We start from the raw sequence: 22,164 nt of genomic DNA, 5'->3' as shown, positions 1-22,164 counted from the left end.
CCGCCTCAGACGCCCCGCTCCTCGACACCCGGCAGGTGCACGACGAGCAGGGTGAACGCGGCCAGCATGAAGTCGCGCATCGCCGCGTCCAGCCCGTTCCACGCCTTGGACTGCCACATCGCGAACCACTCGCCCCCGATGGCGATGAACCCCGCGCCGAAGAGCAGCAGCACCATCAGCAGCCCCACCGTGCTCACCCGCCGCGCCCGGGCGAAGCCACCGCTGCCGCGCAGCGCCCGCGCCCACACCACGCCCGCCACGACAAGCACCACCGCCGCGACCGTCTCCCACGCGATGATCAGTACGTACGCGATGTCCTGGAGCGTCGTCGACTCGATCGCCCGCCAGGTGAGGTCCGGGTCCTTGAACGTCGTGTCCATGGCCAGGACATGGTGGACGAAGGCGCGGTTGGTGTCGAAGTCGGTGATGTTGCCGAACGCCACAAGTGCCATGTAGAGCGCGACGGTTGAGGTGAGCAGGGCGGCCGCGAGGGGCAGCACGGGGAGCGCGCCCGCCCGTCGGCGGAAGGAGTACCTGGACCGGGGCCGTGGGGTCATGCCGGACTCTTTCCGGCGGGGCGGCCGGTGAAACCCGCCGCCCGGGGATCAGGCGACGGCGGGCGGGTCCGCGATCGCGGTGATCATGAGGTCGCCCGGCCGGACGGTGTACGCGACGTCCGCGGTGGTGCCGTCGCCCCACTTCTGGGTGACGACCACGCTCGACCCGTCCGCGCCCACGGACGTGAAGGTCCAGGCGGAGGGGACGTTCGGGGCGCGGAAGACCGGGTCCTGGCCGGTGTGGGCCGCCGCCCACGCGTCGAGCGCCTGGTTCAGCTCCTTGGTGAGGAACCTGGCGCGCACCTCGGCCGGGGTCGCGTCCTCGGTCGTGCCCAGGCGCGCGTTGCGGTAGGCGGTGAAGAACGCCTCGACCTGGTCCTGCGCGGCGAGCGCGGACGCGGGCGCCGTCGCCGAAGCGGTGAGGGGGGTGGGGACGGGGTCGGCCGCTACGGGCCCGGCACCCAGCAGGCCGAGCAGCGCCGCGGCTGCCGCGACACCGGCGGCGTGGGCTCGCGCACGGCTCGGGGCGTGGACCCGCGTACGACTCGCGGTGTGGACCCGCGTACGGCTCGCGGTGGTGACTCGCGTACGAATGATCATGTCGTCGAGTCAAACATCGACCACGCGGGATCGGGATCGCCCACTCGGGTGGCGTGGGCCCGTGGGGGTGGCGCGGTCCGGCGCCGGGCGCCGAGGGGCTCACGCAGTACGTGTGCCCCTCGGACCGCCGTCGGCGGACAGCAGACGGAAGGAGAACCGTCAGAGCTGGCCGGACTCGGCGATGGTGACCTTCGCCTTGGTCTTGCCGCTCTGCGAGCCGAGGCCCTCGATCTTCTTCACGAGCTTCATGCTGTCCTCGTCCGCGACCTCGCCGAAGACGACGTGCTTGCCGTCCAGCCAGCCGGTCACGACCGTGGTGATGAAGAACTGCGAGCCGTTGCTGTTCGGGCCGGCGTTGGCCATGGACAGCAGGCCCGGCCGGTCGTGCTTGAGCGTGAAGTTCTCGTCGGCGAACTTCTCGCCGTAGATGCTCTTGCCGCCGGTGCCGTTGCCCCGGGTGAAGTCGCCGCCCTGGAGCATGAACTCGGGGATCACGCGGTGGAAGGAGGACCCGGCGAAGCCGAAGCCCTTCTCGCCCGTGGCGAGCGCGCGGAAGTTCTCCGCCGTCTTGGGGACCACGTCGTCGAACAGGTTGAAGTTGATCCGCCCGGCGGGCTCGTCGTTGATGGTGATGTCGAAGTAGACCTTGGTCGTCATGCCCCCATCCTGACATCCCGTCCGGCAAACCTGCTCTCCGGGCACCCCCTGGCGGGGCGGGCACGCCGATTCGGGCGTGCCTGCCGCCCAGGTCAGCGGTGGCGTCGCGGTCGACCGGCCGGCCGTCGGGGCCGCCCGCGTCAGCCGTCGGGGTTGGCCTCCCAGCAGGTGAGCTCCATCTCGTCGAGGTACGCCTGGTGCGTCTTGCCGGTCAGATGGGCGTTCGACTCGATCCCGACCGCCGTCCACCCGGCCATGCTCATGACGAGCACCCGCAGCCCGTCGGAGCCGTGCCTGGCCAGCACCTCGTCGGCCACCCGCAACGCCTCCTCCGGCACCCGCTCAGCGGGTTCGAGGCCGACCACCGTCCTCAGCAGTTCGATCGTGGTACGGGTGATCTCCGGCGCGATGGCCCGCAACCGCCGCTCCTCGTCCTTGTCCACACGCCCTCCTCGCTGGTGCACAGCGGAACGATAGGGCTGTTCCCAGCGCGCCGGACAGACAAGCCAACTCACCGAGCGCGCGGTTGGATTGAGCCGACACCGTCAGCGGGGCCGCACTCCGAGCGCCCTCAGCCGCCGGTCGGCCGCGTCGGCCACCGCTACTTCTCCCGCCTCCCGGTTGAGTCGGGAGTAGAAGTCCAGCACCTGGGCGTACGGCTGCGCGTACGCCGACACGTCCTGGCCGTGCAGCCGCTCGTACGCGTCGACCGCCAGCGCGCAGGCCGCGAGCGCGTCCGGGTTGCCGGGACGCGTCCCGTCGTAGAGCCCGCCCGCGAGGCGGTACAGCGCGTCCGCCGCCGTGGCCAGCCGCTCCACCGGAGTCCGCTCGTCCGCGACGGCGATCCGCAGCCAGTGCAGACAGCCGTCGAGGTCGTCGTGGTCGTTCATGGCCACCTGCGCGACCCGCAGCACCGCCTCGTTGTGACCGGCCCGGGCGGCGGCGGTCCACCAGTGCTCGGCCCCGTCCCGGTCGCCCTTCTCGTCCAGCAGACAGGCAAGTTCGTACGCGCAGAGCGCCTCGCCGGAGTCGGCGGCCGGACCCAGTGTGTAGCTGAACCCGCCCTCGGTGGCGGCCCGGAATCCGGTGGACCCCTGCGGGTCGCCGAGCCGCGCGGCGCCCTCCCGCCACCAGTGCTCCGCCTCGTCGACGCGGCCGGCCCGGGACAGGAAGACGCCGAGGTAGTACACGCCCCGGCTGTTGCCCCGCTCGGCGGACTCGCGCCACCAGCGTTCGGCCTCCTTCAGGTTTCCGGCCTCGTGCCGCAGGAAGCCGACGTGGACGGCGGCCTGGGCGTTGCCCGCCGCGGCCGCGCGGGTCCACAGCTCCTCGGCCTCGGCGGTCCGCCCCTGCCGGTTGAGCAGGACCGCGAGGTTCTGGGCCGCGTTGGGCTGTCCGTTGTCGGCGGCGAGCTTCCACAGCGTCTCGGCCCGGGCGGTGTCGCCCCGTCCGGCCAGGAGCGCGCCGAGCCCGTCGGCCCCCGCCCAGTCGCCCGCGTCCATGGCCCGGCGGTACCACCGCTCGGCCCCGTCCGTGTCGCCGCGCTGGAGCGCCGCCATGCCCAGGTGGTTGAAGGCCGCCGTGAACCGGCGCTCGGCCGCGCGTTCGTACCAGCGCTCCGCGCCCGCGAGGTCGCCCTGCCCGTGCAGCAACGTGCCCAGCGCGAACGCGGCTCGGCCACTGCCGGCCTGCGCCGCCGCCCGGTACGCGTCCGCCGCCTCGCACGACCGGCCCGCCGCCAGGTGCCGGTCGCCGGTCTTCCGGTGGCGCAGGCTCTCGGGGGGCTCCGGATCCGGGCCGGGGCGCGGGACGCCGCGCAGGACGCCGGCGCCGTCAGCCGCGACATGGGCCGCGACCTCGAAGGCGCGCTGCTCCGCTCCGCCCGCCCCGGGCTCGGTGTCCGGGGCGGCCGGATCCCAGTGGTCCGGGTAGAGCTCGCGCACCGGCGTGCTGGTGCGGCCGCCGCCCGGGTGGTAAGTCGCCATGCCCGTCGTGGCGGTGACCGTCAGGTCCCAACTCGGCGTGTACGTACGGCCGTCGCACGCGATCTCGGCGTCCAGCCGCCAGTGCACCCAGGCGCCGGACTCGGTGACGGGGGCCAGGACCAGGGTGACGCTCCCGCCCCCGGGAACGGTCAGCGGGAGCGACGGCGCCTCCTCGTCGACAGGGCGCACGGCCCCCGGGCCGTCGTCGAGCCGCACCTCGAAGTCCGGCCGGGCCAGGGGCTCGAACGCCTCCACCGAGCGCTGGATCGACTCCAGCAGGTCGGGGCTGTACACCATGTCCGGCACCCGTCGGTGAGCCATGCTGACGCCGGCCGCGACGATCGAGGCGTGCTGGGTGGCCCGAGCCTTCAACCGTACGAGAGTGACGTCGGACGGACCCTCGGCGGTGAGCGCGAACACCAGGTTGTGGCCGGTGAGCGGGATGTGCACGGCTTCGGCGCCGGTCTCCGGGCCGGGCGGTACGACCACGGCGAGATGACTGCGCGTCGTCACCTTCAGGGTGTACGGAACGTCGTTGGGAAGCCCACTCGTAGGCACTTCACGGACCGGCCGCTGCATCGCGTACACCGCCGCGCCGCTGTCGTCGGGTGCGGGCCGGGTGGCCGTGGCGAGGCGCTTCGGGGGCGCGGTCCGCCGCAGGGTCAGCGCTCCCGAGACGACGGCCACCGCGACCACGGCCGCCCACGCGGGCCAGGCGTGCGCCCCAACGGCGAGCAGGACCGCGCCGCCCAGGACGAGCGGGAGCAGGGTGGTGAGGGCCGCGCCGCGCAGCGCGGGTGCCGACGCCATCAGATGGCCGGGCGGGCGTGTCGGGCGGCGGTGCGGAAGGGGCGGCCGTCGAGGTCCACCCGGACGCTGCCGGTCCGGCCCCCGCAGGACCAGTCCAGCCACAGCACCCACTGGATGTCCCCGGCCTCGGTCCTGACCTCCAGGTCCAGCACCTCCGCCTCGTCCTGGTTCACCCGGTACGGGAAGTCGCTGGTGGCGAGAGGGCGTACGCGCGGCGGATCGGCGTCGAGCAGCACCTCGAACCGCCGCAGGGGGACCTCCGCCGCGTGCCGGGCGAGGTCACCGGAGCGGTCCGCGCGTGCGATCACCTCGACGCGCAGGTCCGTCAGCACCACGGGAAGGGGCCCGGCCCCGGTCGCGACCAGCCGGACCGTGTGCCCGCTGGCCGGGACCTCGACGACCCGGCCACCGTCGCCCAGGGCCACATAGTCCTGGTTCCTGATCCGCGTCGAGACGAGGACCGGGGCCGCCGTGCCGGAGTCCTGCTGAGCCCTGCGCCGCGCCAGACGGTCGCTGAACTGCCTGGGCAGGTCCTGGCTCAGATACGCGGCGGCGGCCGCGGCGGCCACCCCGCCGGACCACGACAGGACTCCGCCCGGGGCCCAGAGCAGGACCGCGCCGACCGCACCCGCCCCCGCGCCGCCCACCAGCCAGGCACGACCGCGCACCCCACGTCTCGCCATCGCACCCCGTCCCGGACCGTCCCCATGGATCAGTCCGCACAAGGTATCCGCCGAGCGAACGCCGTGTCAGACACTCACTGATTCAACTCGGCTCCGATGTACGCGAGTTGAGGTGGCCCCGGAGCTCGGACCGTAGCCGCACCGCAGGGGCGTCAGAACGCGGCGATCGTTCGGGGCGCCCGCTCGGCACGGCTGAGCGCCCGCAGCACCGCCGTCGGGCCGTGGCGGCGCACGGCAAGGCGGGAGAGCAGATCCACCACGGACTCGACGGCGCTCGGCGCGAGGTGCGGCGCGGCGATGCCCACGCTCACCGCCAAGTCGTCGCCGTGCACCGCGATCTCCATCATCCGGGTGGTCAGGAAGTCGTCGAGCAGCAGCGACCACGGGCCCCAGAGCGGAATGCGGACCGGCCGGTTCTCCGCCGTGGCCAGCGTCTGCGTCAGCTCGGCGACGGCCGCGTCCACCTGGTCGGCCAGCGCCGCCGGCCCGTCGGCGGACGCGTTCTCACCGCCCTGCCGGATCCGTACGCTGATCTCGTCGTCGAGACCCGCCCCGATCCACTCCACCCGCTCATAGTGCCCGAGCAGCGAGACCGTGGGCTCGGACGGCACGGGTGCGGCGAGCGTCGGCGGGATCGACAGGACCTGGTAGGCGAGATGGCCCGCCAGACCGGCCACACCGAACTCCGCCAGCGCGCTCGGCCCCGGCCACGCGGCGGCGACCGCCGGGTCGCGCAGCAGGTCCGGGACCGAGCCCGCCAGAGCGAGGAAGTCGAGCCGCAGTGAGGTCATCCCCGTACGGTATCCCGCCCCCGGCCCGCACCGGGCAAGCGGTCACCGGGCAGCGGTCGTCGGGCGATTGGTCGGGGGACAAGCGCTCACCAGGCAAGCGGCAGGGTCTCCGGGCCGCGGTTGATCGAGCCCCGGCGCCAGCGCACCTGCTCGGGTTCGACCGCGAGCCGCAGGTCCGGGGCCATGCGCAGCAGCGTGGACAGGATCACCTCCGACTGCATCCGCGTCAGTGCCGCCCCGAGGCAGTAGTGCGCCCCGTGCCCGAAGGCGAGGTTGGGGGACTCGTCGCGGGTCAGCTCGAAGCGGTCCGGCTCGGTGAAGACCTCCGGGTCGCGGTTGGCGGCCAGATACGAGACGTACACGGCCTCCCCGGCACGGATGAGCACATCGCCCACCGGCACGTCCTCGGTGGCGATCCTGGGCAGCCCCACGCCGTTGCGCTGCGGGATGAACCGCAGCAACTCCTCGATCGCCGTCGGCAGCAGCTCCGGGTCCGCCCGCAGCCGCGCCAGCTGCTCGGGGTGGGTGAGCAGCGTGTACACCATCGTGGAGCACTGGTTGCGGACCTGGTCGAGTGCGTTGAGGACGATCATCACGGCCAGCGAGATCAGCTCGGGGCGACTGAGTGCGCCCTCGGCCTGCGCCTGGGAGAGCTCGCTGAACAGGTCGTCGCCCGGGTGCTGGAGGCGGTGGTCCGCGAGCGCCCGGAAGTACCCGGCGATCTCGGCCTTGACCGCGTTGCTCTCCTCCAGGGAGTGGTCGCTGGAGAGGATGACGCCCCGCCAGGCCTGGAGTCGGCCGAGGTCCGACTCCGGCACCCCGAGCAGCTTCCCGATGACCTGCTCGGGCATCGGCCCGGTCACGCACTCCGCGAGATCGGCGGGCGGGCCCTGCGCCAGCATCTCCCCGACCAGCCGCTCCGCGATCGCCTCCGCCTCCACCTTGAGCAGCGCCACCCGCTTGCGGTTGAAGGTCTGGGCGAGGAGGCGCCGCAGCCGGGTGTGGTCGGGCGGATCGGTGCGGCCGATGCCTCCGGCGGGGGCCACCACGTGCGGGGTCATGCTGGTCACCGGCCGGTCGACGGTCAGCGCCCGGCTGAACCGCGGGTCCGAGGTGACCTCCTTGACGTCCTGGTAGCGGGTCACCAGCCACGCGTGGCCGTCCCCGAACCGCATCCGTACCAGCGCGACCGGCTCCTCGCGCAGCAGCCGGTGCAGCAGCGGATCGAACTCCAGGGCGTCCAGGTGCTCCACCGGCCAGAAGTGCTCGGTGGCCTCGCCGGAGGTGCGCCGGCTCAGCTCGTCGGTGCGTACGTCCTCGCTCATGACGTCACCTTCGCGTCCGTCACCCTCGCGTCCGCCATCGGCGTCTGTGCGGGAGGCGAGTGCCGCAGCGGGGTCAACTGCTCGATGTCGTACCGGACGCGCAGCTCCTGCACGGCTGCCGGGTCGATCCCGCCCCCGCTGTTGAGCAGTTCGAGCAACTCCTCGAAGTACCGCTCGTGGTCCGGGGGAGGGGCGGCCTGGAACAGCATCCTGGCTGGGCGGCCGGTCGGGTTCGCGAACGCGTGCGGGCAGCCCGGAGGCACGAGGATCATCGTGCCCGCCGTCGCTCGCATGTGGCGCTGCCCGGAGGGCGACTCCCACTCCCGCCAGTCGTCGAGGGTGCGGACCTTCGGTTCGAAGGCCATCACGTCCAGCTCGCCCTCCAGCAGGTAGAACAGCTCCTCGCTGCGGCTGTGGGCGTGCGCGCCGACGTCGAAGCCCGGCGGCACCACCACCTCGAAGGTGGAGGCGACGGTCGAGTGCGCGCCGGTGACCTTGAAGGTCACCTGCTGGGCGGCGGTCCTGAGGGTCCGGCCGCCGCCGGGCGGGATCACCAGACCGTCGGTGGGCCGGGTGTACGGATCGAGGTCGTCCACGGCTGTCTCCTCTCGAGGGTAAGGGTCCTGACGCACCGTCACCACCGCACCGGCAGTTCCCTGGGGCCGCGGATCAGCGCCCCGCGCTCCCACACCACCTCCTCCTCCGGCACGGCGAGCCGCAGACCGGGGAAGCGGTCCCACAGCGAGCGCAGCAGGATCTCGGACTCCATCCGGGCCAGCGTGGCGCCCGGGCAGTAGTGCGGGCCGTGCCCGAAGGCGACGTGCGGGTTGTGCGTCCGGTCGAAGTCGAGCTGCTCCGGATCGGCGAACACCTTCGGGTCGCGGTTGGCCGTCAGATACGAGACGTAGACGGGGTCGCCCGCGGGGATCAGCACCCCGCCCACCTCGACGTCTTCGAGCGCGATCCGCGACAGGCCCACGGCGTTGCGGTGCGGGATGTAGCGCAGCAGCTCCTCCACGGCCTGCGGGACGAGTTCCGGCTCGGCGCGCAGCCTGGCGAGGTGTCCGGGCCGGGTGAGCAGCGCGTACACCATGTTGGCGCTGTTGTTGCGCACCGCGTGCGCGCCGCCGATCTGGATCAGCACCGCCAGCCCGACGGCCTCGTCCTGGTCGAGCACCTCGTTCTCCAGGGCGCCCGCCAGCACGCCCGCCAGATCCTCCTGGGGCTCCGCCCTGCGCCGCTCGATGAGGTCGCGGAAGTACGCGGCCATCTCCGCCTTTGCTTCCTCGCTGGCGTCGCGGCCGCGTGCGGCGGAGATGATGGTGTCCGACCAGTGCGCCATCCGGGACTGGTCCTCGTCCGGCACTCCCATCAGCGCGCACACCATGGCGAGCGGGAAGGGCCGGTTGAGGTGGGCCATGAGGTCGAGCGGCCCGCCCCGGCCCTCCATCCGGTCGAGCAGCCGGTCCACCACCCGCTGGGCGTGTTCGTGGAGGCGGCGCATCGACCGGGCGGTGAAGGCGCTGGCGACCACGCGCCGCATCCGCGTGTGGTCCGGTGGGTCCGCGAACCCGACGGCGCCGTCCATCGGGATGAAGTGCGGGGCGAGCCTGGTGACCTGGCGTCCCATCACGGCCTGACGGCTGAAGCGGGGGTCCACGGAGACGAAGCGCACGTCGTCGTAGCGGGTCGCGAGCCAGGCGTGGCCCTCGCCGTTGGGCAGCTTCACCCGGGCGACGGGCTCCTCGTGCAGCAGCCGCGCGAGCAGCGGGTCGAAGGCGAGGCCGGGCAGGTCCGGCGGCGCCCAGAAGTGGATCTGCGGTTCGGCCATGGCGTTGTCGCCTCCTGTCTCGGTGGTGCGGGGGCAGGCGGGTGCGTCCGGTACGACGACCGCGTTCGGTACGACGGTCGTCTTCGGTACGACGGCCGTCTTCGGTACGACGGCCGTCTTCGGTACGGAGACCGTCTTCGGTACGACGACCTTCTTCGGTACGGAGACCGTCTTCGGTACGACGACCGTCTTCGGCACGGAAACTGTCTTCGGCACGGCGGTTACCGTCCTCGGTCCGGCGGTGACCGCCTCCGGCACGGCGGATTTCTGCGGCACTTGGGCCTTCCCAGGCGTCTGGGGCTTCTGCGGCGCTGCGGCCTTCTGCGGCGCTTCGGTCTTCTTCGGCACGGCCGCCGGGACGGTCCAGTGCCCCAGTGCCACCTCGGCGGTGATGCCCGGCCCGAACCCGGCGATCAGGCCCTTGGCCCGGTGCTCCATTCCGCCCTCGTCGAACAGCCGCCCGAGCGCGTCGAGGACGACGGCGCTGGCGATGTTCCCGTACTCGGTGAGCGTGGCGCGGCTGAACCGGAACGCCTCCGGCGGCACGCCGAGGTATGTGCAGAGGTCGTCCAGGATGCGGGGTCCGCCCGCGTGGACGATGTAGAAGTCCAGGGTGGAGGCGTTCCACCCGTGCTGGTCGGCGAGCCGGTCGAGGACGGGCGCCAGCGCCTCCATCGTGCCCGGGACGCGTTTGTCGAGCAGGAAGTGGAATCCGGTCTCGCGCACCGCGTACGCGATCCAGTCCTCGGTCCCCGGTACGAGGTACGAGCCGTTGCGCTCCAGCCGGATCCCGGTGCCGCCCGAGCCCCGGACGACCGCCGCGGCCACGGCGTCGCCGAACAGCCCGTTGGACAGCAGTGTGCCGACGCCCAGGTCGGTCGGCTGATAGCTCAGCGAGCAGAACTCGCAGGCCACGATCAGTACGTTGGCCCCGGGATACGCGGTGCAGAAGTCGTGCGCGCGGTTGATCGCGCTGCCGCCCGCCGCGCAGCCGAGCTGGGCGATCGGGACCTGGCGGGTCTCCGGCCGGAACCCCATGGTGTTGATCAGCCAGGCCGTCAGGGAGGGCATCATGAACCCCGTGCACGACACGTAGACGATCAGATCGATGTCACGCGGTGACAGCTCGGCCGTCTCCAGCGCCTGCCGCACCACCTGCGGCACCCGTGCCTTGGCCTCCGCCTCGTACAACTTGTTCCGCACCTCGAAGCCGGGGTGGCGCAGGGTTTCCTCGATCGGCTGGACGATGTGCCGTTTGGCCACTCCGGTGTTCTCGATCAGGCGTAGTGCGAGCGCGAGCTGGGGATGGTCGGCGTGAACGGTGCGCACCAGGTCGAGAGTCTGCTCAGAGGTGATCACGTGCTCGGGCACGGCGACGGCAGGTCGGCACAAGACAGCCATGGGCGGAACATCCTGAGGGGGTAGGCGGCGCCCGGTCTCGTGGCGGGGGTCGGGCGGGCTGCCGGACAGCCGTGTTGGATCATTCCAGGCCTGTGGGACAAGACCCGTCAGGTCGATCTAAAAGTACACAAAAGTGTCATTCGGCTGGCGGGCGTGACGCCGGGGTGCCAGCGGCCGGGGTGCAGGAAGAGGCGACGAAGGGGAATGGGCGTGGGCGTAGGAGTGGGAGTGGGCAGCAGGGGCATGTCGTCGGGGTTACTGGACGGGCGGGTGGCTCTGGTCACGGGCGCCAGCCGGGGGATCGGCGCCGCCGTCGCCCGCGCGCTGGGCGCGCACGGGGCGGCGTCGGCGCCGCCGTCGCCCGCGCGCTGGGCGCGCACGGGGCGGCCGTGGCCGTGAACTACCTGCGCAGCGCCGACGCCGCCGCGCGCGTGATCGCCGACATCGAGAAGTCGGGCGGCCGGGCCGTGGCGGTGGCGGGAGACGTGAGCGATCTGGAACAGGTACGGGCCGTGGTGGTGGCGAGTACGGCGGCGCTGGGCGCGCCGGACGTGCTGGTCTGCAACGTCATGGTCGGCACGGAAGCCGTCGGCGCGAGGGCGGGGGAGGGGGCAGGGGTGGCCGGGAGCTTCATCGACAGCCCGGAGCGCATCGCCTCGGTCCGGGACGCCGTCGCCTCCCAACTGGACGCGACGCTCGCGTGCTGCCACGCCGTCGTCCCCGCGATGCGGCGCTCCGGCGGCGGCTCGATCGTCCTGATCGGCGCCTCCGCCACGCACAACCCCTATCCCGTACCCGTCGAGATCACGGCGGCCAAGAGCGCCCAGGACGCGATCGGCCGGGCGCTGGCGCGGGAGTTGGCCCCGACAACATCCGCGTGAACACGGTCGCCCCGGGCTTCGTCCCCACCGACGCCAACGACAGGCCCTAGGCGTCCCTGATCGCCCACGTCGCCGCCGGCACGCCGCTGCCCGACGCGATCCGGGCGGAGGACGTGGCGGACGCGGTGGTGGTGCTGGCCGGCGACCTGTCGCGCAAGGTCACGGGCACGTTCCTGCCCCTGGACGGCGGCCGCACGCCGATCTGAGGCGACGGTTAGGGTTCGACACCATGAACGACGACGTGGGCGGCTCCTCCATGGGTGACATCGCCACCGACGAGGTGTACGTGGGCAACGCGGGCAAGGACGCCTCGCTGGACCGGGGGTGGCTGCTCGGGCACTTCAAGGACGCCGGGGATCCGCGGCACAGCGACGCCGTGGAGATCAAGTGGGGCGTCCACCCCCGTGGCGACGAGCGGGCGCAGTGGGTGACGGGCGAGGAGCGAACGGCGCTGCTCGTCCTGATCAGCGGCCGCTTCCGGGTGGAACTCCCGGGCCGCACCGTGACGTTGACGGAGCAAGGCGACTACGTCGTGTGGGGCAAGGGGGTGGACCACTCCTGGCACGCGGAGGAGGAGTCCGTCGTCCTGACCGTCCGCTGGCCCTCGGTGCCGGGTTACCGGGTGGGATAGGGCCTGCCCGGTGGATCTGCCCGGCGGATCTGCCCGGCGGATCTCGCCGGTGGATCTCGCCGGCGGATCCGGTCGGCTTCGGCCCAGGAGGCCCTTTTTGGTGCCTCCGCGTGCCGACCACATCTGCCGGAGGGTCTCTGGGCGCGCTCGGCCTCAGGGATGGCGCCCTTGGGGCGTACCGCCTCGAGGTCCTCGGCCACCGCCTCCCGGCCGCTTCGCGCCGCAGCGAAAGACCAGGTTGCCGGCGTGCACGCACCGTGTCGCACGATCGGCTTGACCCTCACGCCACGTGAGGCGGCAGGCTGCGGCACGACGAAAGGCACCGCGATGAGTTACTCCGTCGGCCAGGTCTCGGGGTTCGCCGGGATCACCGTGCGCACCCTGCACCACTACGACACGGTGGGACTGCTCACCCCCAGTGAGCGCAGCCCCGCGGGCTACCGGCTCTACAGCGACGCCGACCTCGCACGGCTCCAGCAGATCCTCTTCTACCGGGAGCTCGGGTTCTCGCTGGACGAGATCGGCACCGTCCTGGAGGACCCGGACGCCAACGCGCTGGACCAACTGCGCGCCCGGCACCGGCGGCTGAGCGAGCAGATCGGCAAGCTCCAGCGGATGATGGAGGTCGCCGAGCGGGCCATGGCGGTACAGGAGACGGGCGTCCGGCTCACTCCGCAGGAGCGGTTCGAGGTCTTCGGTGAGATCGCCTTCGACCTCAGTTACGCCACCGAGGCACAGCTCAAGTGGCAGGACAGCGAGGGCCACCGCCGGTCCATGGCCAGCGCCGCCGCGCACACCAAGGAGGACTGGGCGCGGATCATGGCCGAGGCGGCCGCGTGGCGCGAGGGCCTGCTGAAGGTCTTCGAGGGCCGCGAGCCCGCCGACGGCGAGGCGGCCATGGACCTGGCCGAGGAGCACCGCGCCCACATCGGCCGCTGGTTCACGCCCTGCCCGCCGGAGATGCACCGCCGCATCGGCGACGACTTCGCCCGTGATCCGCGCGCGTTCGCGCTGGTCGTGCCCCCGTGGCAACAGCGGCCCGGCCTGGCCGCCTACCTGCGGACGGCGATCGAGGCCAATGCCGTACGTCATGACGCCGCCACCGAAGGACATCCGAGGGACAGCCATGAAGATTCTGATCACCGCCGCGGGGTCGTACGGTGACGTCGCCCCGTACACCGGCCTCGGCGCCCGGCTCCGGCGCGAAGGGCACGAGGTGGCCCTCGCGGCTCCCGGCCCCTTCGCCGCGCTGGTGAAGGACGCCGGACTCGAGTTCCGGCCCCTGCCCGGCGACCCCGGGGCGCAGACCGCGCCCGCCACCGGCAAGCGCGCCCTGATGCGGGCGGCGAGCGCGTCCGTCGGGGAACTGGCGGGCGGCCTGGCCGACGCGGTGGCCCAGGACACCGACCTGATGCTGCTCTCCACGACGACGGCCCCACTGGGCTGGCACATCATCGAGGCGACGGGGATACCGGGCCTCGGTGTGTACCTCCAACCGACCCATCCCACCCGGGAGTTCGCACCCGTGGTCGGTGGTGCGAGGTCGCTCGGGGCATGGGGCAACCGCGCGGCGGGCCGGTTCTCGCTCCGGATGGTCGACCGTGTCTTCGCGGGCGCGGTCGGGGACCTGCGGGCGCGCCTCGGCCTCCCGCCCGCCACGCCCGGCGAAGTCCGCCGCAGGCAGGAGGCCGCGGCCTGGCCCGTACTGCATGGCTACAGCCCCGCCGTGGTGCCGCAGCCCAGGGACTGGCGGGAGGGGCTGGAGACAGTGGGCAACTGGTGGCCGCACCTCGCTCCGGAGGGTCGGGAGGGTCTGGACGGTCGGGAGGGTTCCGAGGGTTCCGAGGGTCCGGAGGGTTCCGAGGGTCCGGAGGGTCAACTTCCGTCGCTCGTGGTGGACTTCCTCCAGGCGGGCCCTCCGCCCGTCTTCATCGGCTTCGGCAGCATGGCGGCGGGCGAGGGCGAGCGTCTGGGCGCCATCGCCGTGGCAGCCCTGCGCCGCGCGGGACTCCGTGGCATCCTCCAGACCGGTCGGGCCCGCCTCACCGCCTCCGGCCCCTCCGCCTCCGGCGACGACGTGCTCACCATCGGCGAAGTGCCGCACGCCCTGCTCTTCCCGCGTGTCGCAGCCGTGGTGCACCACGCGGGAGCGGGTACCACGGCGGCGGGGCTGCGTGCGGGCAGGCCTGCGGTTCCGGTTCCGGTGACCGCCGACCAGCCGTTCTGGGCCGCCCGTCTGACCGCGCTCGGCGCGGCCCCGCACCCGGTCCCGTTCCAGCAACTCACCGCTGCGCGTCTCGCGGACGCCCTGGACCGAGCCGTACGCGACCCGTCCCACACCCGCGCCGCCACCGCGCTCTCGCGTCGCATGGAGCGGGAGGACGGGGCGGCCGCGGTGGCCCGGGCGGTCGCGCGGATGGCGGGGTGAGAGCGCGCCACCTGGTGTCGGCGCTCCACTGCTCCGCGTTCACCGTCACGTGGCCTCGGCCCACACGTACACCCTCACTTGGCCACGGCCGCCCGCTGCTCCAGGATCGCCAGCGTCCGTTCCGCCCAGCGGATGTTCTCCTCCTCGAACGCACGGCCCCGCATCAGGGTCAGATAGGGGCCGACGCGTTCGGCGCGGGCGAGGTACTCGTCCTCGGTCCGCCCGTCGAGCAGGCGGTCCCGCAGCCGTTCATAGCGGGCCAGCTTGGCCCGGGCCCACTCCAGCCGCTCCGCGACCGCGCCCCGTACGGCTTCGGCGTCGCCCGCGTCCACGGCCTGCACCTTGACCAGGAGTTCGTCGCGGATCGCGCTGGGGCGGGGAGGCTCGGCGGTGAAGGAGCGCAGGGCCGCGCAGCCCGCGTCGGTGAGCGAGAACAGGCGTTTGTTGGGCCGGCGTTCCTGATGGACGAGCCGCGCCTCGACCAGCCCTTCGGACTCCATCCGCTCCAGCTCCCGGTAGAGCTGCTGCGGGGTCGCCATCCAGAAGTTGGCGACGGAGGCGTCGAATCCCTTGGCCAGGTCGTACCCGGAAGCCTCGCCTTCAAGGAGTGCGGCGAGGACGGCGTTGCGCAGTGCCATCGCGCCAAAGTATCACTTTCTTCACTAGACAATTAGGTGACTAGTCGATGTGTTGTGCCGACGGCTCGGCCCGGCGAACCATGCCCACGCCGCGACCGCGACCGCGACCGCGCCCGCTCACGCCTTCGCCGTGCGCGTGTTGATGGTGAACGTGGCGCCGTCCGGGTCGCGGATGGTCGCCCAGGGGCCGCTGGCGGCCGTGCCCTGGGCGATGACCATGCCGCCGTGGGCGCGGGCGGTAGCCGTCTTGGCGGGGACGTCCGTGGTGACGAAGTGGACTTCCCAGTGCGGCCGGATGGTGGGGTCCGGCGCCGCTTCCAGGGCGCCGGAGCTCAGGCGCGCCACGATGTGGCCGCCGTGCCGCAGCACGACCTCCTCGGCCTCGTACTGGACGTCGCAGCAGCCCGGCCGCTGGTCCGCCCAGTCGAGGACCTCGCCGTAGAAGATCGCCGCTTCGAAGGCGTTACGGGTGCGCAGCCGCAGCCAGGCCGGCTCCCGGTCGCGCCAGGACTCCCAGTCGTCGACGAGCTTGCCCTGCCAGATGCCGAAGACGGCGCCGTCCCGGTCGGCGGCGAGCGCGCCGCGCCCCGTCTGGAACGCGACCGGGCCCACGGCGACCGTGGCGCTCCGCTCGCGGATGCGCGAGGCGGTCGCGTCGGCGTCCTCGACCGCGAAGTACGGCGTCCAGGCCACGGCCACCTGGAGCGCGGGCGCCAGTGCTCCGATCCCGGCCACGGGCTCACCGTCGTCGAGCGCCGCCCGGAACTGTTCGCCGAGCCGCCCGCTGCGGAACGTCCAGCCGAAGACGGCCCCGTAGAACTCGAGCGCGGGCTCGAGCTCGCGTGCCATGAGACTCACCCAGCACGGTGCCCCGAGCACCGCTGCACTCGACGAAGCCTTGGAACCCGGGGCCGTCGTTGTCCTGTCCATCGCTGTTGCCGATCGCTGTCGCTTGACGGCTTCTTGCGTCACCATTTTGCCGCAAAACAGGCAAACTGCACCCAGCCGTCTTCGGTGATGTGCCGTTACATAGTGTAGTAGCTACGCTGCGTATGGCTCCGCTCACCGTATCGGAGGCCGGATCCGGCCGCGGGAGGGGGCCCGGCCGTTCGTCGGCCGTCCTGCTCGACGGCTCACTTGCCGAGCGCGCGCTTGAGCTGGGCCTTGTCCATGTTGGAGCGGCCGTGGACGTTGCGGCGCTGGGCCTCGGCGTAGAGCTGGTCGTACGTCGGTCCTTGTGAGCCGCTGTGGGAGCGCTGGCCGCCGCGCTTGGAGGACGACATGTCCTGGGTGGAGCTCTTGCTGGCGGTCTTGGACTCACCGGAGCGGGCGCGCTCCTTGTTCACCGTCCTGGCGGCGATCTCCTTGGCTCGCTTGGTGCTCTCGCCGCGGTCCTCGGCGCTCTCCTTGATGTGCTCGTACTGGCGTTCCCGCTTCTGGCTGGATCCGCGTGGCATGACGACTCCCTGATGCGTTCGGATTCCCTGGTTTGTGTTCTGCGATTCGGGTACCCCGATTCGCCTGCAAGGGGCACCCGAATCACTTTCCGTCGTGACATGTCCCTCCGCAACCGCTCAGCCACGCCGGGTGATCGTCTGGGCCCACCCGTGGGTGGAGGCGCGGGGTAGCCCTCGGGTGGACGCGCTGGCCTGCGAATGGGGACCCAAGGACGACGCGGCCGCCCGGCCTCGCGATCTACCGTCGACAGCATGATCGGACGCACTCGGGCGGCCACGGCCGTCGCGCTCACCTTCGCCCTCGCGCTGCCTGTTGCCGCCGCGAGCACCGCCGCCGCGAGCACCGCTATCGCGAGCACCGCTTCGACGAGCACCGCCTCGGCGGCGCCACAGTCATCGGCGTTGTCCCCGGCGGCGTTAGCGGTACCAGCCGCACCGGCGGCGGCCGACGTCGCCGCCCGCCCCCTGCAACTGCCGCGTCCCACTGGCGAGTACGGGGTGGGGAGCTCCGTGTTCCACCTGGTCGACCGGTCGCGTACGGACCCGTGGAAGCCCACTGCGGGCGCGCGCGAACTCATGCTCACGCTGCACTATCCGGCGGCACGGCCCGGTCCGGGACGCCCGGCGCCGTATGCCACCACCGAGGAGACGGGCCTTCTGGTGAAGGGTCTCGGGATCGATGCGGCCGTCCCGGCGGCGCAGTTGAGCGCCACGCGGACCAACAGCCGCCCCGATGCCCGCCCCGCGCACGGGAAATACCCCCTGATCGTGCTCTCACCGGGCTTCAGCGTGTCCCGCTACACCTTGACCGGTCTCGCCGAGGATCTCGCCAGCCGGGGCTATGTGGTCGCCTCGCTGGACCACGCGTACGAGTCGTTCGGCATCTCCGTGCCGGGCGGGCGGACCCTGACCTGTCTGGCGTGCGACGCGGTGGGCGGCGACGGTGGCGTGTCGGGGAGCGTCGTCACCTCGACGCGCGCCGGGGACGTCTCCTTCGTCCTCGACCGCCTCACCGGACGCCATCCGATATGGCGGTACGCCGACATGATCGACAAGCGGCACATCGGCATGGCCGGCCACTCCATAGGTGGCGCGAGCGCGGCCACGACCATGCTGGCGGACCGGCGGGTCGGGGCGGGGATCAACATGGACGGGGCGTTCTGGGACACCCTGCCGACGGGAGGACTCGGCGGACGCCCCTTCATGATGCTCGGCACGGACAAGCACCGGCCCGGTGGCGCCGACACGACCTGGGACCGGATGTGGCCGACGCTCGGCGGCTGGAAGCGCTGGCTGACCGTGACGGGGTCGGAGCACTTCACCTTCTCCGACAGCCCCGTCATCGAGGAGCACTTCGGGCTGCCGCAGCCGCCGCTGCCCGCTCAGCGGGCGATCGCCATCACGCGTACGTACGTGGCCGCGTTCTTCGACCAGCACCTGCGGGGGATACCGCAGCCGCTGCTCGCGGGGCCGACGGCCGGGAACCCGGAGGTGAGGTTTGAGAACCCCTGAAGCGGCCGGTGCCGGGCCGGTGCCGCCCCGTTACGCCGCCCGCTGGTAGCTGGCGCCGTCCCGGGTGCGGGTCAGCAGGCCCGCCGTGATCAGGTAGCGGCGCAGCGCCGGGAAGTCGTCGTGGACGGTGAGCAGGGCCTCGTTGACCTCGCGCTCGGTGTACTGCCGTCCCGGCTCGAAGAGCGTCTCCTTGAGGTGGACGAGCAACTGTTCACGACGGGCTGCCTTGCGAGGGATCGCCGTCAGACGGCCGCGGGAGAAGAGCGCGGCCACGGCGTGGGAGCCGCTGATGATGTCTTCTGACACGGCGTCGGCTGGGTTCTCTGACATGACGCGCAGCCTTCCCCATCGGTCGGCCGCGGGGCAACGGAATTTGGCCCGCGCCGAGCTGGGGAGGCCGCAGCGAGGCCGCGCGCGGCACTCGCGCGGGGTTCCGCTTCGGAGCGGAACACGGCAGGTAAACGGCGGTGGATGGCCGAGGACGTGCTCGACGTCAGCCGAACACGTGTGCCATGCTCGCGCCGCACCGGAGATCTCGGACCACGGGGGTGGGGGATGGGTCTGACGAGCGAGTTCACCACTGCGGTCGTGCCGCCGAGGGAGCGGTTCGCGCTGTGGACCGAGCTGGCCGCCCAGTCCCATGTGCGCAACTGGCTGCGCAGCGAGTGGGCCGAGGACTTCCACGCGCGGCTGCGCGTCCTGGACCTGGGCGAGGTGCGGGTGTCGACGCTGACGTACCCGAGCATCGAGATCACCCGTACGCCCAAGCTCATCCGGCAGGACGACCCCGAGGTCTACCAGGTCAACGTCCTCAGGTCGGGCAGCGGTCACGCCGCGCAGAGCGGGCGGGAGGCGGTGGTGCGCGCCGGAGAGCTGGTCCTGGTGGACAGCAGCCGCCCTTTCACGGGCGGGTTCGACGGCGAGCTCTCGTCGATGACGGTGGTGCAACTGCCCCGGACCCTGCTGCCGTTGCCCCAGGACGTGGTGCAGCGGGTCACCGCGACCCCTATCGCGGCGGACCGCGGGATGGGCGGAGTCTTCGGGCGCTGGCTGGCCGACCTCGACGCGCGCGCCGACGAGTGCGCGCCCGACGACGTCCCGGCCCTGGCCTCGGTGACGGTGGACCTGCTCGCCGCCGTGCTCGGGCGCCGTATGGCCGTCGAGGACACGATGACCCCGGAGGCGCGCAAGCAGGCGCTGCGCGTGGAGGTCTGCGACTTCATCAACCGGCACCTGAGCGATCCCTCCCTCTCCCCGGCGACCGTCGCCGCCGCCCACCGCATATCCCTGCGCCACCTCCACCAGGTCTTCGACTCGCGCGGGACGACGGTCGCCGCCTGGATCCGGGCCCGGCGGCTCGAACGCTGCCGCCGGGACCTGGCCGACCCGGCCCTGCGCCGCCGCCCGGTGCACGCGATCGGAGCCCGCTGGGGTTTCATCGAACCGTCGCACTTCAGCCGCGCCTTCCGGGCGGCGTACGGGATCAGCCCGCGTGACTACCGTGAGGCAGCCCGGAGTCGCTGATCGGGTCGTCCGTGCGGGAGTGGTAGTAGAGGAAGCCGTATTCGTCGGCCCAGCAGGCGTCGCCCGTGAAGGTCCAGCCGTTGCGGACGGCGTCCTGCTGGCGCACGTCGTCGAGGTAGCGGCAGCCCGTGGGCCCTTTGACGGCGAGGGCGCCGACCTGGCCGTACGGGACGGGGCGCCCGGACTCGTCGACGATCGCGGTGAGATAGCCGGGAACGGGCCGCCCGAGCGCGCCGGGGTGGGACCAGGCCTCCTCGCCGCGCATCGAGACGACGATGTGGAGCATCTCCGTGGAGCTGAGCCCGTCGATCATGCTGTTGCCGGTCCGCTGCTTCCATCTCCGGCGTGTCTCGATGGGCAGCGCCTCTCCCGACGAGACGCACTCGCGCAGCGAAGCCAGGTCGTACGGGGTGGTGTCGGCGCAGATCGCCTGGTAGCGGGCGGGGCCGCTGAAACACACCGTGGCACGGAACTCTCCGATCGCGCGGGCGAGTTGGCGGGGCGAAGAGGTGTCCAGCAGCACGGTCGAGGCGCCGACGTGCAGGGGGAACAGGAGCAGTCCGCCCAGCCCGTAGGTGTCCGCCAGTGAGGGGGTGCCGATGAAGCGGTCCTTGTCGGTGGCGCGGAGGACGTGCCGGGGAAAGGAGTTGCACGCGGCCATCACATCGCGGTGCGAGTGCACCGTGGCTTTGGGCGTCCCGGCGGTGCCGGAAGTGAAGGCGATCAGGCAGGGGTCGGTGGCGGCGGTGTCGACCGGGAGCGACCAGTCGGGCTTGTCCGCCATGGCCCGCTCCAGCCCGGCCTCGGCGCCCGCCCCGCCGCCCGGCCTGCCGAGGAAGAACATCGTCCGGGGCACGCGCCCGGTCGACTCCAGCTCGGACCGCAGGCCGGACTCGCACAGGGCGTGGGTGACCCGGGCCTTGTCGATCACATGGGCGAGGTCCCCGGCCCGCAGCGTGGGCGCCGTGGCCACGACCACGCCACCCGCCCGTACCACCGCGAGCCAGATCGCCGCCAGCAGGGGTGTGTTGGCACCGCGCAGCAGCACCCGGTTGCCCGGCACCAGGCCCATGTCCTCGGTCAGGACGTGCACGATGCGCGCCACGACCGCGGTGAGCTGCTCGTACGTCCAGCGCACGCCGTGCGGGGACAGCATGGCGGTCCGCTGTGCCCGGTCCAACGAACCGCCCCCCTCCAGGAGTTCCCACGCGCAGTTCAGCCGCGTGGGGAAGCGTAGGGAGGGCATGCCGAGGAGCAGGTCGGGCTGGAGCGGCCCGGCTGGTAGATGGTCCTGTACGAAGGTGTCCGCGTGGGCGGATCCGTGGTCTCCTTGCGATGGGGTGTTCAACTGCCTGCCCCCTCCTGGTCGGCTTGTCCCTCATTCAACGAGGGCCGACTAGAGATGTCCTTGACGATCCGTGCGCGCTCGTTGTCGGATCGTGCACAAAGCCACGGTCGTGCCGGTGGGGCGGGAGTTGCCCGAGTCGCGGAGGAGCGGGGCGCGCCTGCCGCGAGCCCGTTTCCGAGCACTCTTGACGTCTCGTCACCCCGTCAGCACCCTGGCTCGTGCCGGGGAGGCGGGTCCGAGCGAGGGGGGACGCGTGGGACCTCATCACGCGCGGCGGCGCGATCCGTCGTTGCTGCTGGTCACGGACAGGTCGGCATGGGGTGAACTGGTCGGGCGGTTCGCCCGGACGGCCGGGGCGGCGGTCTCGTACGTGCTGTGGGAGCACGGGGACCCGGTTACCCAGGACCCGCTCGGCGGCTGGGAGGGCGACTGGATCGTCGGCTTCAAGGCCGACTACGTCCTGTCCGACGACGACCTCAAGCGCGCCCGGCGCGGCGCCGTCAACTTCCATCCCGGGCCGCCCGACATCCGGGGCGTGGGGATGTACGAGGTGGCGCTCGCGCGGTCGGCGGACACCTTCGGGGTGACCTGCCACCACATGGTCGAGCGGGTGGACGCGGGGCCGATCATCGAGGTGGAGCGCTTCCCCGTCCCGCCACGCGCCACGACCGACGCGCTGCGCGAGGAGGCGGCCGCCCGGGCCTACTTGCTGTATCTGCGGCTCATGCCCCTCGTCCTGGAGGGCGCCGACCTGCCCGTGTCGACGGAGCGGTGGCGCGGCCCGCTGCACACCTGGGCGCAGTTGCGCAGCCGGTCGTGGCCGGATGTGAGGGATGTGGGGGACGCGAGGGGCGTGAAGGACGTGAGGGATGTGCAGGACGAGGACGTGAAGGGCATGAAGGGCTGAACCACGCCTTCCAATGGGTCCGGTGGGGCCGGTGGGGCCGGTAGATCCGGTGGGTCCGGTGGGTGCGGTAGATCCGATGGGCGCTGGTGAATCGTTCGCTCGCGCGGCGACCGCCGCTCGGGCCACGGGCGGGGCCGTGCGGACCCGGCCGGTAATGCCGTTGCCAAGGAGGCCCGTCGACTCGTTTGGGCGGGGTCA

23 protein-coding genes and 1 pseudogene are annotated in these 22,164 nt (G+C 72.4%); 8 read left to right on the top strand and 16 right to left on the bottom strand.

The window, feature by feature from the left end:
- Nucleotides 1–5: 5 nt before the first annotated feature.
- The 11 genes and pseudogenes from AB0G17_RS10215 to AB0G17_RS10165 form a co-directional block, all read right to left on the bottom strand.
- A complete protein-coding gene (locus tag AB0G17_RS10215) occupies nt 6–557 on the bottom strand; it encodes a DUF2165 domain-containing protein (RefSeq protein WP_361378542.1) in 552 nt (183 codons plus the stop codon).
- Between the two features lie 48 nt (nt 558–605).
- Nucleotides 606–1,157 (bottom strand): hypothetical protein, encoded by a 552-nt coding sequence (locus tag AB0G17_RS10210; protein WP_361378539.1) that lies wholly within the window; start codon nt 1,155–1,157, stop codon nt 606–608.
- A gap of 159 nt (nt 1,158–1,316) precedes the next feature.
- Nucleotides 1,317–1,814, bottom strand: a complete 498-nt coding sequence (locus AB0G17_RS10205) for a peptidylprolyl isomerase (RefSeq protein ID WP_361378536.1) — start codon at nt 1,812–1,814, stop codon at nt 1,317–1,319.
- A 140-nt stretch (nt 1,815–1,954) separates the two neighbouring features.
- Complete coding sequence (locus AB0G17_RS10200; RefSeq protein WP_361378533.1) at nt 1,955–2,257, bottom strand: hypothetical protein; 303 nt, start codon at nt 2,255–2,257, stop codon at nt 1,955–1,957.
- A gap of 102 nt (nt 2,258–2,359) precedes the next feature.
- Nucleotides 2,360–4,609 (bottom strand): tetratricopeptide repeat protein, encoded by a 2,250-nt coding sequence (locus AB0G17_RS10195; RefSeq protein WP_361378530.1) that lies wholly within the window; start codon nt 4,607–4,609, stop codon nt 2,360–2,362.
- Nucleotides 4,609–5,292 (bottom strand): hypothetical protein, encoded by a 684-nt coding sequence (locus AB0G17_RS10190; protein WP_361378527.1) that lies wholly within the window; start codon nt 5,290–5,292, stop codon nt 4,609–4,611. Before AB0G17_RS10190 ends, AB0G17_RS10195 begins: the two co-directional genes overlap by 1 nt.
- A 152-nt stretch (nt 5,293–5,444) precedes the next feature.
- Complete coding sequence (locus tag AB0G17_RS10185; RefSeq protein ID WP_361378524.1) at nt 5,445–6,083, bottom strand: maleylpyruvate isomerase N-terminal domain-containing protein; 639 nt, start codon at nt 6,081–6,083, stop codon at nt 5,445–5,447.
- Nucleotides 6,084–6,169: 86 nt separating this feature from the next.
- A complete protein-coding gene (locus AB0G17_RS10180; protein WP_361378521.1) occupies nt 6,170–7,408 on the bottom strand; it encodes a cytochrome P450 in 1,239 nt (412 codons plus the stop codon).
- Entirely contained in the window at nt 7,405–8,004 is a 600-nt protein-coding gene (locus AB0G17_RS10175; protein WP_361378518.1) for a cupin domain-containing protein, read from the bottom strand. The genes AB0G17_RS10180 and AB0G17_RS10175 overlap by 4 nt, the downstream gene beginning before the upstream one ends.
- 38 nt (nt 8,005–8,042) lie before the next feature.
- Nucleotides 8,043–9,239: a cytochrome P450 gene (locus tag AB0G17_RS10170; RefSeq protein WP_361378914.1), complete on the bottom strand. Its 1,197-nt coding sequence runs from the start codon at nt 9,237–9,239 to the stop codon at nt 8,043–8,045.
- Nucleotides 9,240–9,599: 360 nt separating this feature from the next.
- A pseudogene (locus AB0G17_RS10165) lies at nt 9,600–10,640 on the bottom strand (type III polyketide synthase); the annotation flags it as partial.
- Between the two features lie 389 nt (nt 10,641–11,029).
- Here AB0G17_RS10165 and AB0G17_RS10160 point away from each other — a divergent pair.
- The 5 genes from AB0G17_RS10160 to AB0G17_RS10140 all read left to right on the top strand — a co-directional run bounded on the left by AB0G17_RS10160 (nt 11,030) and on the right by AB0G17_RS10140 (nt 14,580).
- Nucleotides 11,030–11,521: an SDR family NAD(P)-dependent oxidoreductase gene (locus AB0G17_RS10160; protein ID WP_361378515.1), complete on the top strand. Its 492-nt coding sequence runs from the start codon at nt 11,030–11,032 to the stop codon at nt 11,519–11,521.
- 56 nt (nt 11,522–11,577) lie between these two features.
- A complete protein-coding gene (locus AB0G17_RS10155) occupies nt 11,578–11,727 on the top strand; it encodes an SDR family oxidoreductase (protein ID WP_361378911.1) in 150 nt (49 codons plus the stop codon).
- 23 nt (nt 11,728–11,750) lie between these two features.
- Entirely contained in the window at nt 11,751–12,152 is a 402-nt protein-coding gene (locus tag AB0G17_RS10150) for a signal peptidase I (protein ID WP_361378512.1), read from the top strand.
- Nucleotides 12,153–12,479: 327 nt separating this feature from the next.
- Complete coding sequence (locus tag AB0G17_RS10145) at nt 12,480–13,316, top strand: MerR family transcriptional regulator (RefSeq protein ID WP_361378509.1); 837 nt, start codon at nt 12,480–12,482, stop codon at nt 13,314–13,316.
- Complete coding sequence (locus tag AB0G17_RS10140; protein WP_361378506.1) at nt 13,279–14,580, top strand: glycosyltransferase; 1,302 nt, start codon at nt 13,279–13,281, stop codon at nt 14,578–14,580. The genes AB0G17_RS10145 and AB0G17_RS10140 overlap by 38 nt, the downstream gene beginning before the upstream one ends.
- A gap of 74 nt (nt 14,581–14,654) precedes the next feature.
- Here AB0G17_RS10140 and AB0G17_RS10135 read toward each other — a convergent pair whose 3' ends face one another.
- The 3 genes from AB0G17_RS10135 to AB0G17_RS10125 form a co-directional block, all read right to left on the bottom strand.
- Nucleotides 14,655–15,218: a PadR family transcriptional regulator gene (locus tag AB0G17_RS10135; protein WP_361378503.1), complete on the bottom strand. Its 564-nt coding sequence runs from the start codon at nt 15,216–15,218 to the stop codon at nt 14,655–14,657.
- Nucleotides 15,219–15,335: 117 nt separating this feature from the next.
- Nucleotides 15,336–16,148, bottom strand: a complete 813-nt coding sequence (locus AB0G17_RS10130; protein ID WP_361378500.1) for a VOC family protein — start codon at nt 16,146–16,148, stop codon at nt 15,336–15,338.
- Nucleotides 16,149–16,351: 203 nt separating this feature from the next.
- Nucleotides 16,352–16,675, bottom strand: a complete 324-nt coding sequence (locus AB0G17_RS10125) for a plasmid stabilization protein (protein WP_361378497.1) — start codon at nt 16,673–16,675, stop codon at nt 16,352–16,354.
- Between the two features lie 252 nt (nt 16,676–16,927).
- Here AB0G17_RS10125 and AB0G17_RS10120 point away from each other — a divergent pair, with 252 nt between their 5' ends.
- On the top strand, nt 16,928–18,187 hold the full coding sequence (locus AB0G17_RS10120) for an alpha/beta hydrolase (RefSeq protein ID WP_361378494.1): 1,260 nt from the start codon (nt 16,928–16,930) through the stop codon (nt 18,185–18,187).
- Between the two features lie 30 nt (nt 18,188–18,217).
- Here the strand turns inward: AB0G17_RS10120 and AB0G17_RS10115 are convergent, their stop codons facing one another.
- Nucleotides 18,218–18,517: a DUF2087 domain-containing protein gene (locus tag AB0G17_RS10115; RefSeq protein ID WP_361378491.1), complete on the bottom strand. Its 300-nt coding sequence runs from the start codon at nt 18,515–18,517 to the stop codon at nt 18,218–18,220.
- A gap of 225 nt (nt 18,518–18,742) precedes the next feature.
- Between AB0G17_RS10115 and AB0G17_RS10110 the strand changes: the two genes are divergently transcribed.
- The gene (locus tag AB0G17_RS10110) at nt 18,743–19,711 is read left to right on the top strand and encodes a helix-turn-helix domain-containing protein (protein WP_361378488.1); all 969 of its coding nucleotides are present in this window, start codon (nt 18,743–18,745) and stop codon (nt 19,709–19,711) included.
- On the opposite strand, the gene AB0G17_RS10105 is transcribed toward AB0G17_RS10110, so the two are convergent.
- Nucleotides 19,671–21,059 carry an AMP-binding protein gene (locus AB0G17_RS10105; RefSeq protein WP_361378485.1) on the bottom strand — a complete coding sequence of 463 codons (1,389 nt, stop codon included), beginning with the start codon at nt 21,057–21,059 and terminating at the stop codon, nt 19,671–19,673. The two genes, AB0G17_RS10110 and AB0G17_RS10105, sit on opposite strands and share 41 nt — an antisense overlap.
- Nucleotides 21,060–21,312: 253 nt before the next feature.
- Here AB0G17_RS10105 and AB0G17_RS10100 point away from each other — a divergent pair, with 253 nt between their 5' ends.
- On the top strand, nt 21,313–21,966 hold the full coding sequence (locus AB0G17_RS10100; protein WP_361378482.1) for a formyltransferase family protein: 654 nt from the start codon (nt 21,313–21,315) through the stop codon (nt 21,964–21,966).
- The last annotated feature ends 198 nt before the right edge of the window (nt 21,967–22,164 follow it).

It is taken from the genome of Streptomyces sp. NPDC023838 (genome assembly GCF_040639555.1).
Classification (GTDB): Bacteria; Actinomycetota; Actinomycetes; order Streptomycetales; family Streptomycetaceae; genus Streptomyces.
Note: the sequence above shows the minus strand (reverse complement) of the source record. Positions and strands in the feature narration are given on the sequence as shown.

Coding starts and splice junctions, on each gene's coding strand:
- AB0G17_RS10205 (WP_361378536.1), bottom strand. CDS start 1,814: ATGACGACCAAGGTCTACTTCGACATCACCATCAACGACGAGCCCGCC.
- AB0G17_RS10130 (WP_361378500.1), bottom strand. CDS start 16,148: ATGGACAGGACAACGACGGCCCCGGGTTCCAAGGCTTCGTCGAGTGCA.
- AB0G17_RS10125 (WP_361378497.1), bottom strand. CDS start 16,675: ATGCCACGCGGATCCAGCCAGAAGCGGGAACGCCAGTACGAGCACATC.
- AB0G17_RS10110 (WP_361378488.1), top strand. CDS start 18,743: ATGGGTCTGACGAGCGAGTTCACCACTGCGGTCGTGCCGCCGAGGGAG.
- AB0G17_RS10210 (WP_361378539.1), bottom strand. CDS start 1,157: ATGATCATTCGTACGCGAGTCACCACCGCGAGCCGTACGCGGGTCCAC.
- AB0G17_RS10120 (WP_361378494.1), top strand. CDS start 16,928: ATGATCGGACGCACTCGGGCGGCCACGGCCGTCGCGCTCACCTTCGCC.
- AB0G17_RS10195 (WP_361378530.1), bottom strand. CDS start 4,609: ATGGCGTCGGCACCCGCGCTGCGCGGCGCGGCCCTCACCACCCTGCTC.
- AB0G17_RS10145 (WP_361378509.1), top strand. CDS start 12,480: ATGAGTTACTCCGTCGGCCAGGTCTCGGGGTTCGCCGGGATCACCGTG.
- AB0G17_RS10135 (WP_361378503.1), bottom strand. CDS start 15,218: ATGGCACTGCGCAACGCCGTCCTCGCCGCACTCCTTGAAGGCGAGGCT.
- AB0G17_RS10150 (WP_361378512.1), top strand. CDS start 11,751: ATGAACGACGACGTGGGCGGCTCCTCCATGGGTGACATCGCCACCGAC.
- AB0G17_RS10215 (WP_361378542.1), bottom strand. CDS start 557: ATGACCCCACGGCCCCGGTCCAGGTACTCCTTCCGCCGACGGGCGGGC.
- AB0G17_RS10170 (WP_361378914.1), bottom strand. CDS start 9,239: ATGGCCGAACCGCAGATCCACTTCTGGGCGCCGCCGGACCTGCCCGGC.
- AB0G17_RS10140 (WP_361378506.1), top strand. CDS start 13,279: ATGAAGATTCTGATCACCGCCGCGGGGTCGTACGGTGACGTCGCCCCG.
- AB0G17_RS10180 (WP_361378521.1), bottom strand. CDS start 7,408: ATGAGCGAGGACGTACGCACCGACGAGCTGAGCCGGCGCACCTCCGGC.
- AB0G17_RS10185 (WP_361378524.1), bottom strand. CDS start 6,083: ATGACCTCACTGCGGCTCGACTTCCTCGCTCTGGCGGGCTCGGTCCCG.
- AB0G17_RS10115 (WP_361378491.1), bottom strand. CDS start 18,517: ATGTCAGAGAACCCAGCCGACGCCGTGTCAGAAGACATCATCAGCGGC.
- AB0G17_RS10190 (WP_361378527.1), bottom strand. CDS start 5,292: ATGGCGAGACGTGGGGTGCGCGGTCGTGCCTGGCTGGTGGGCGGCGCG.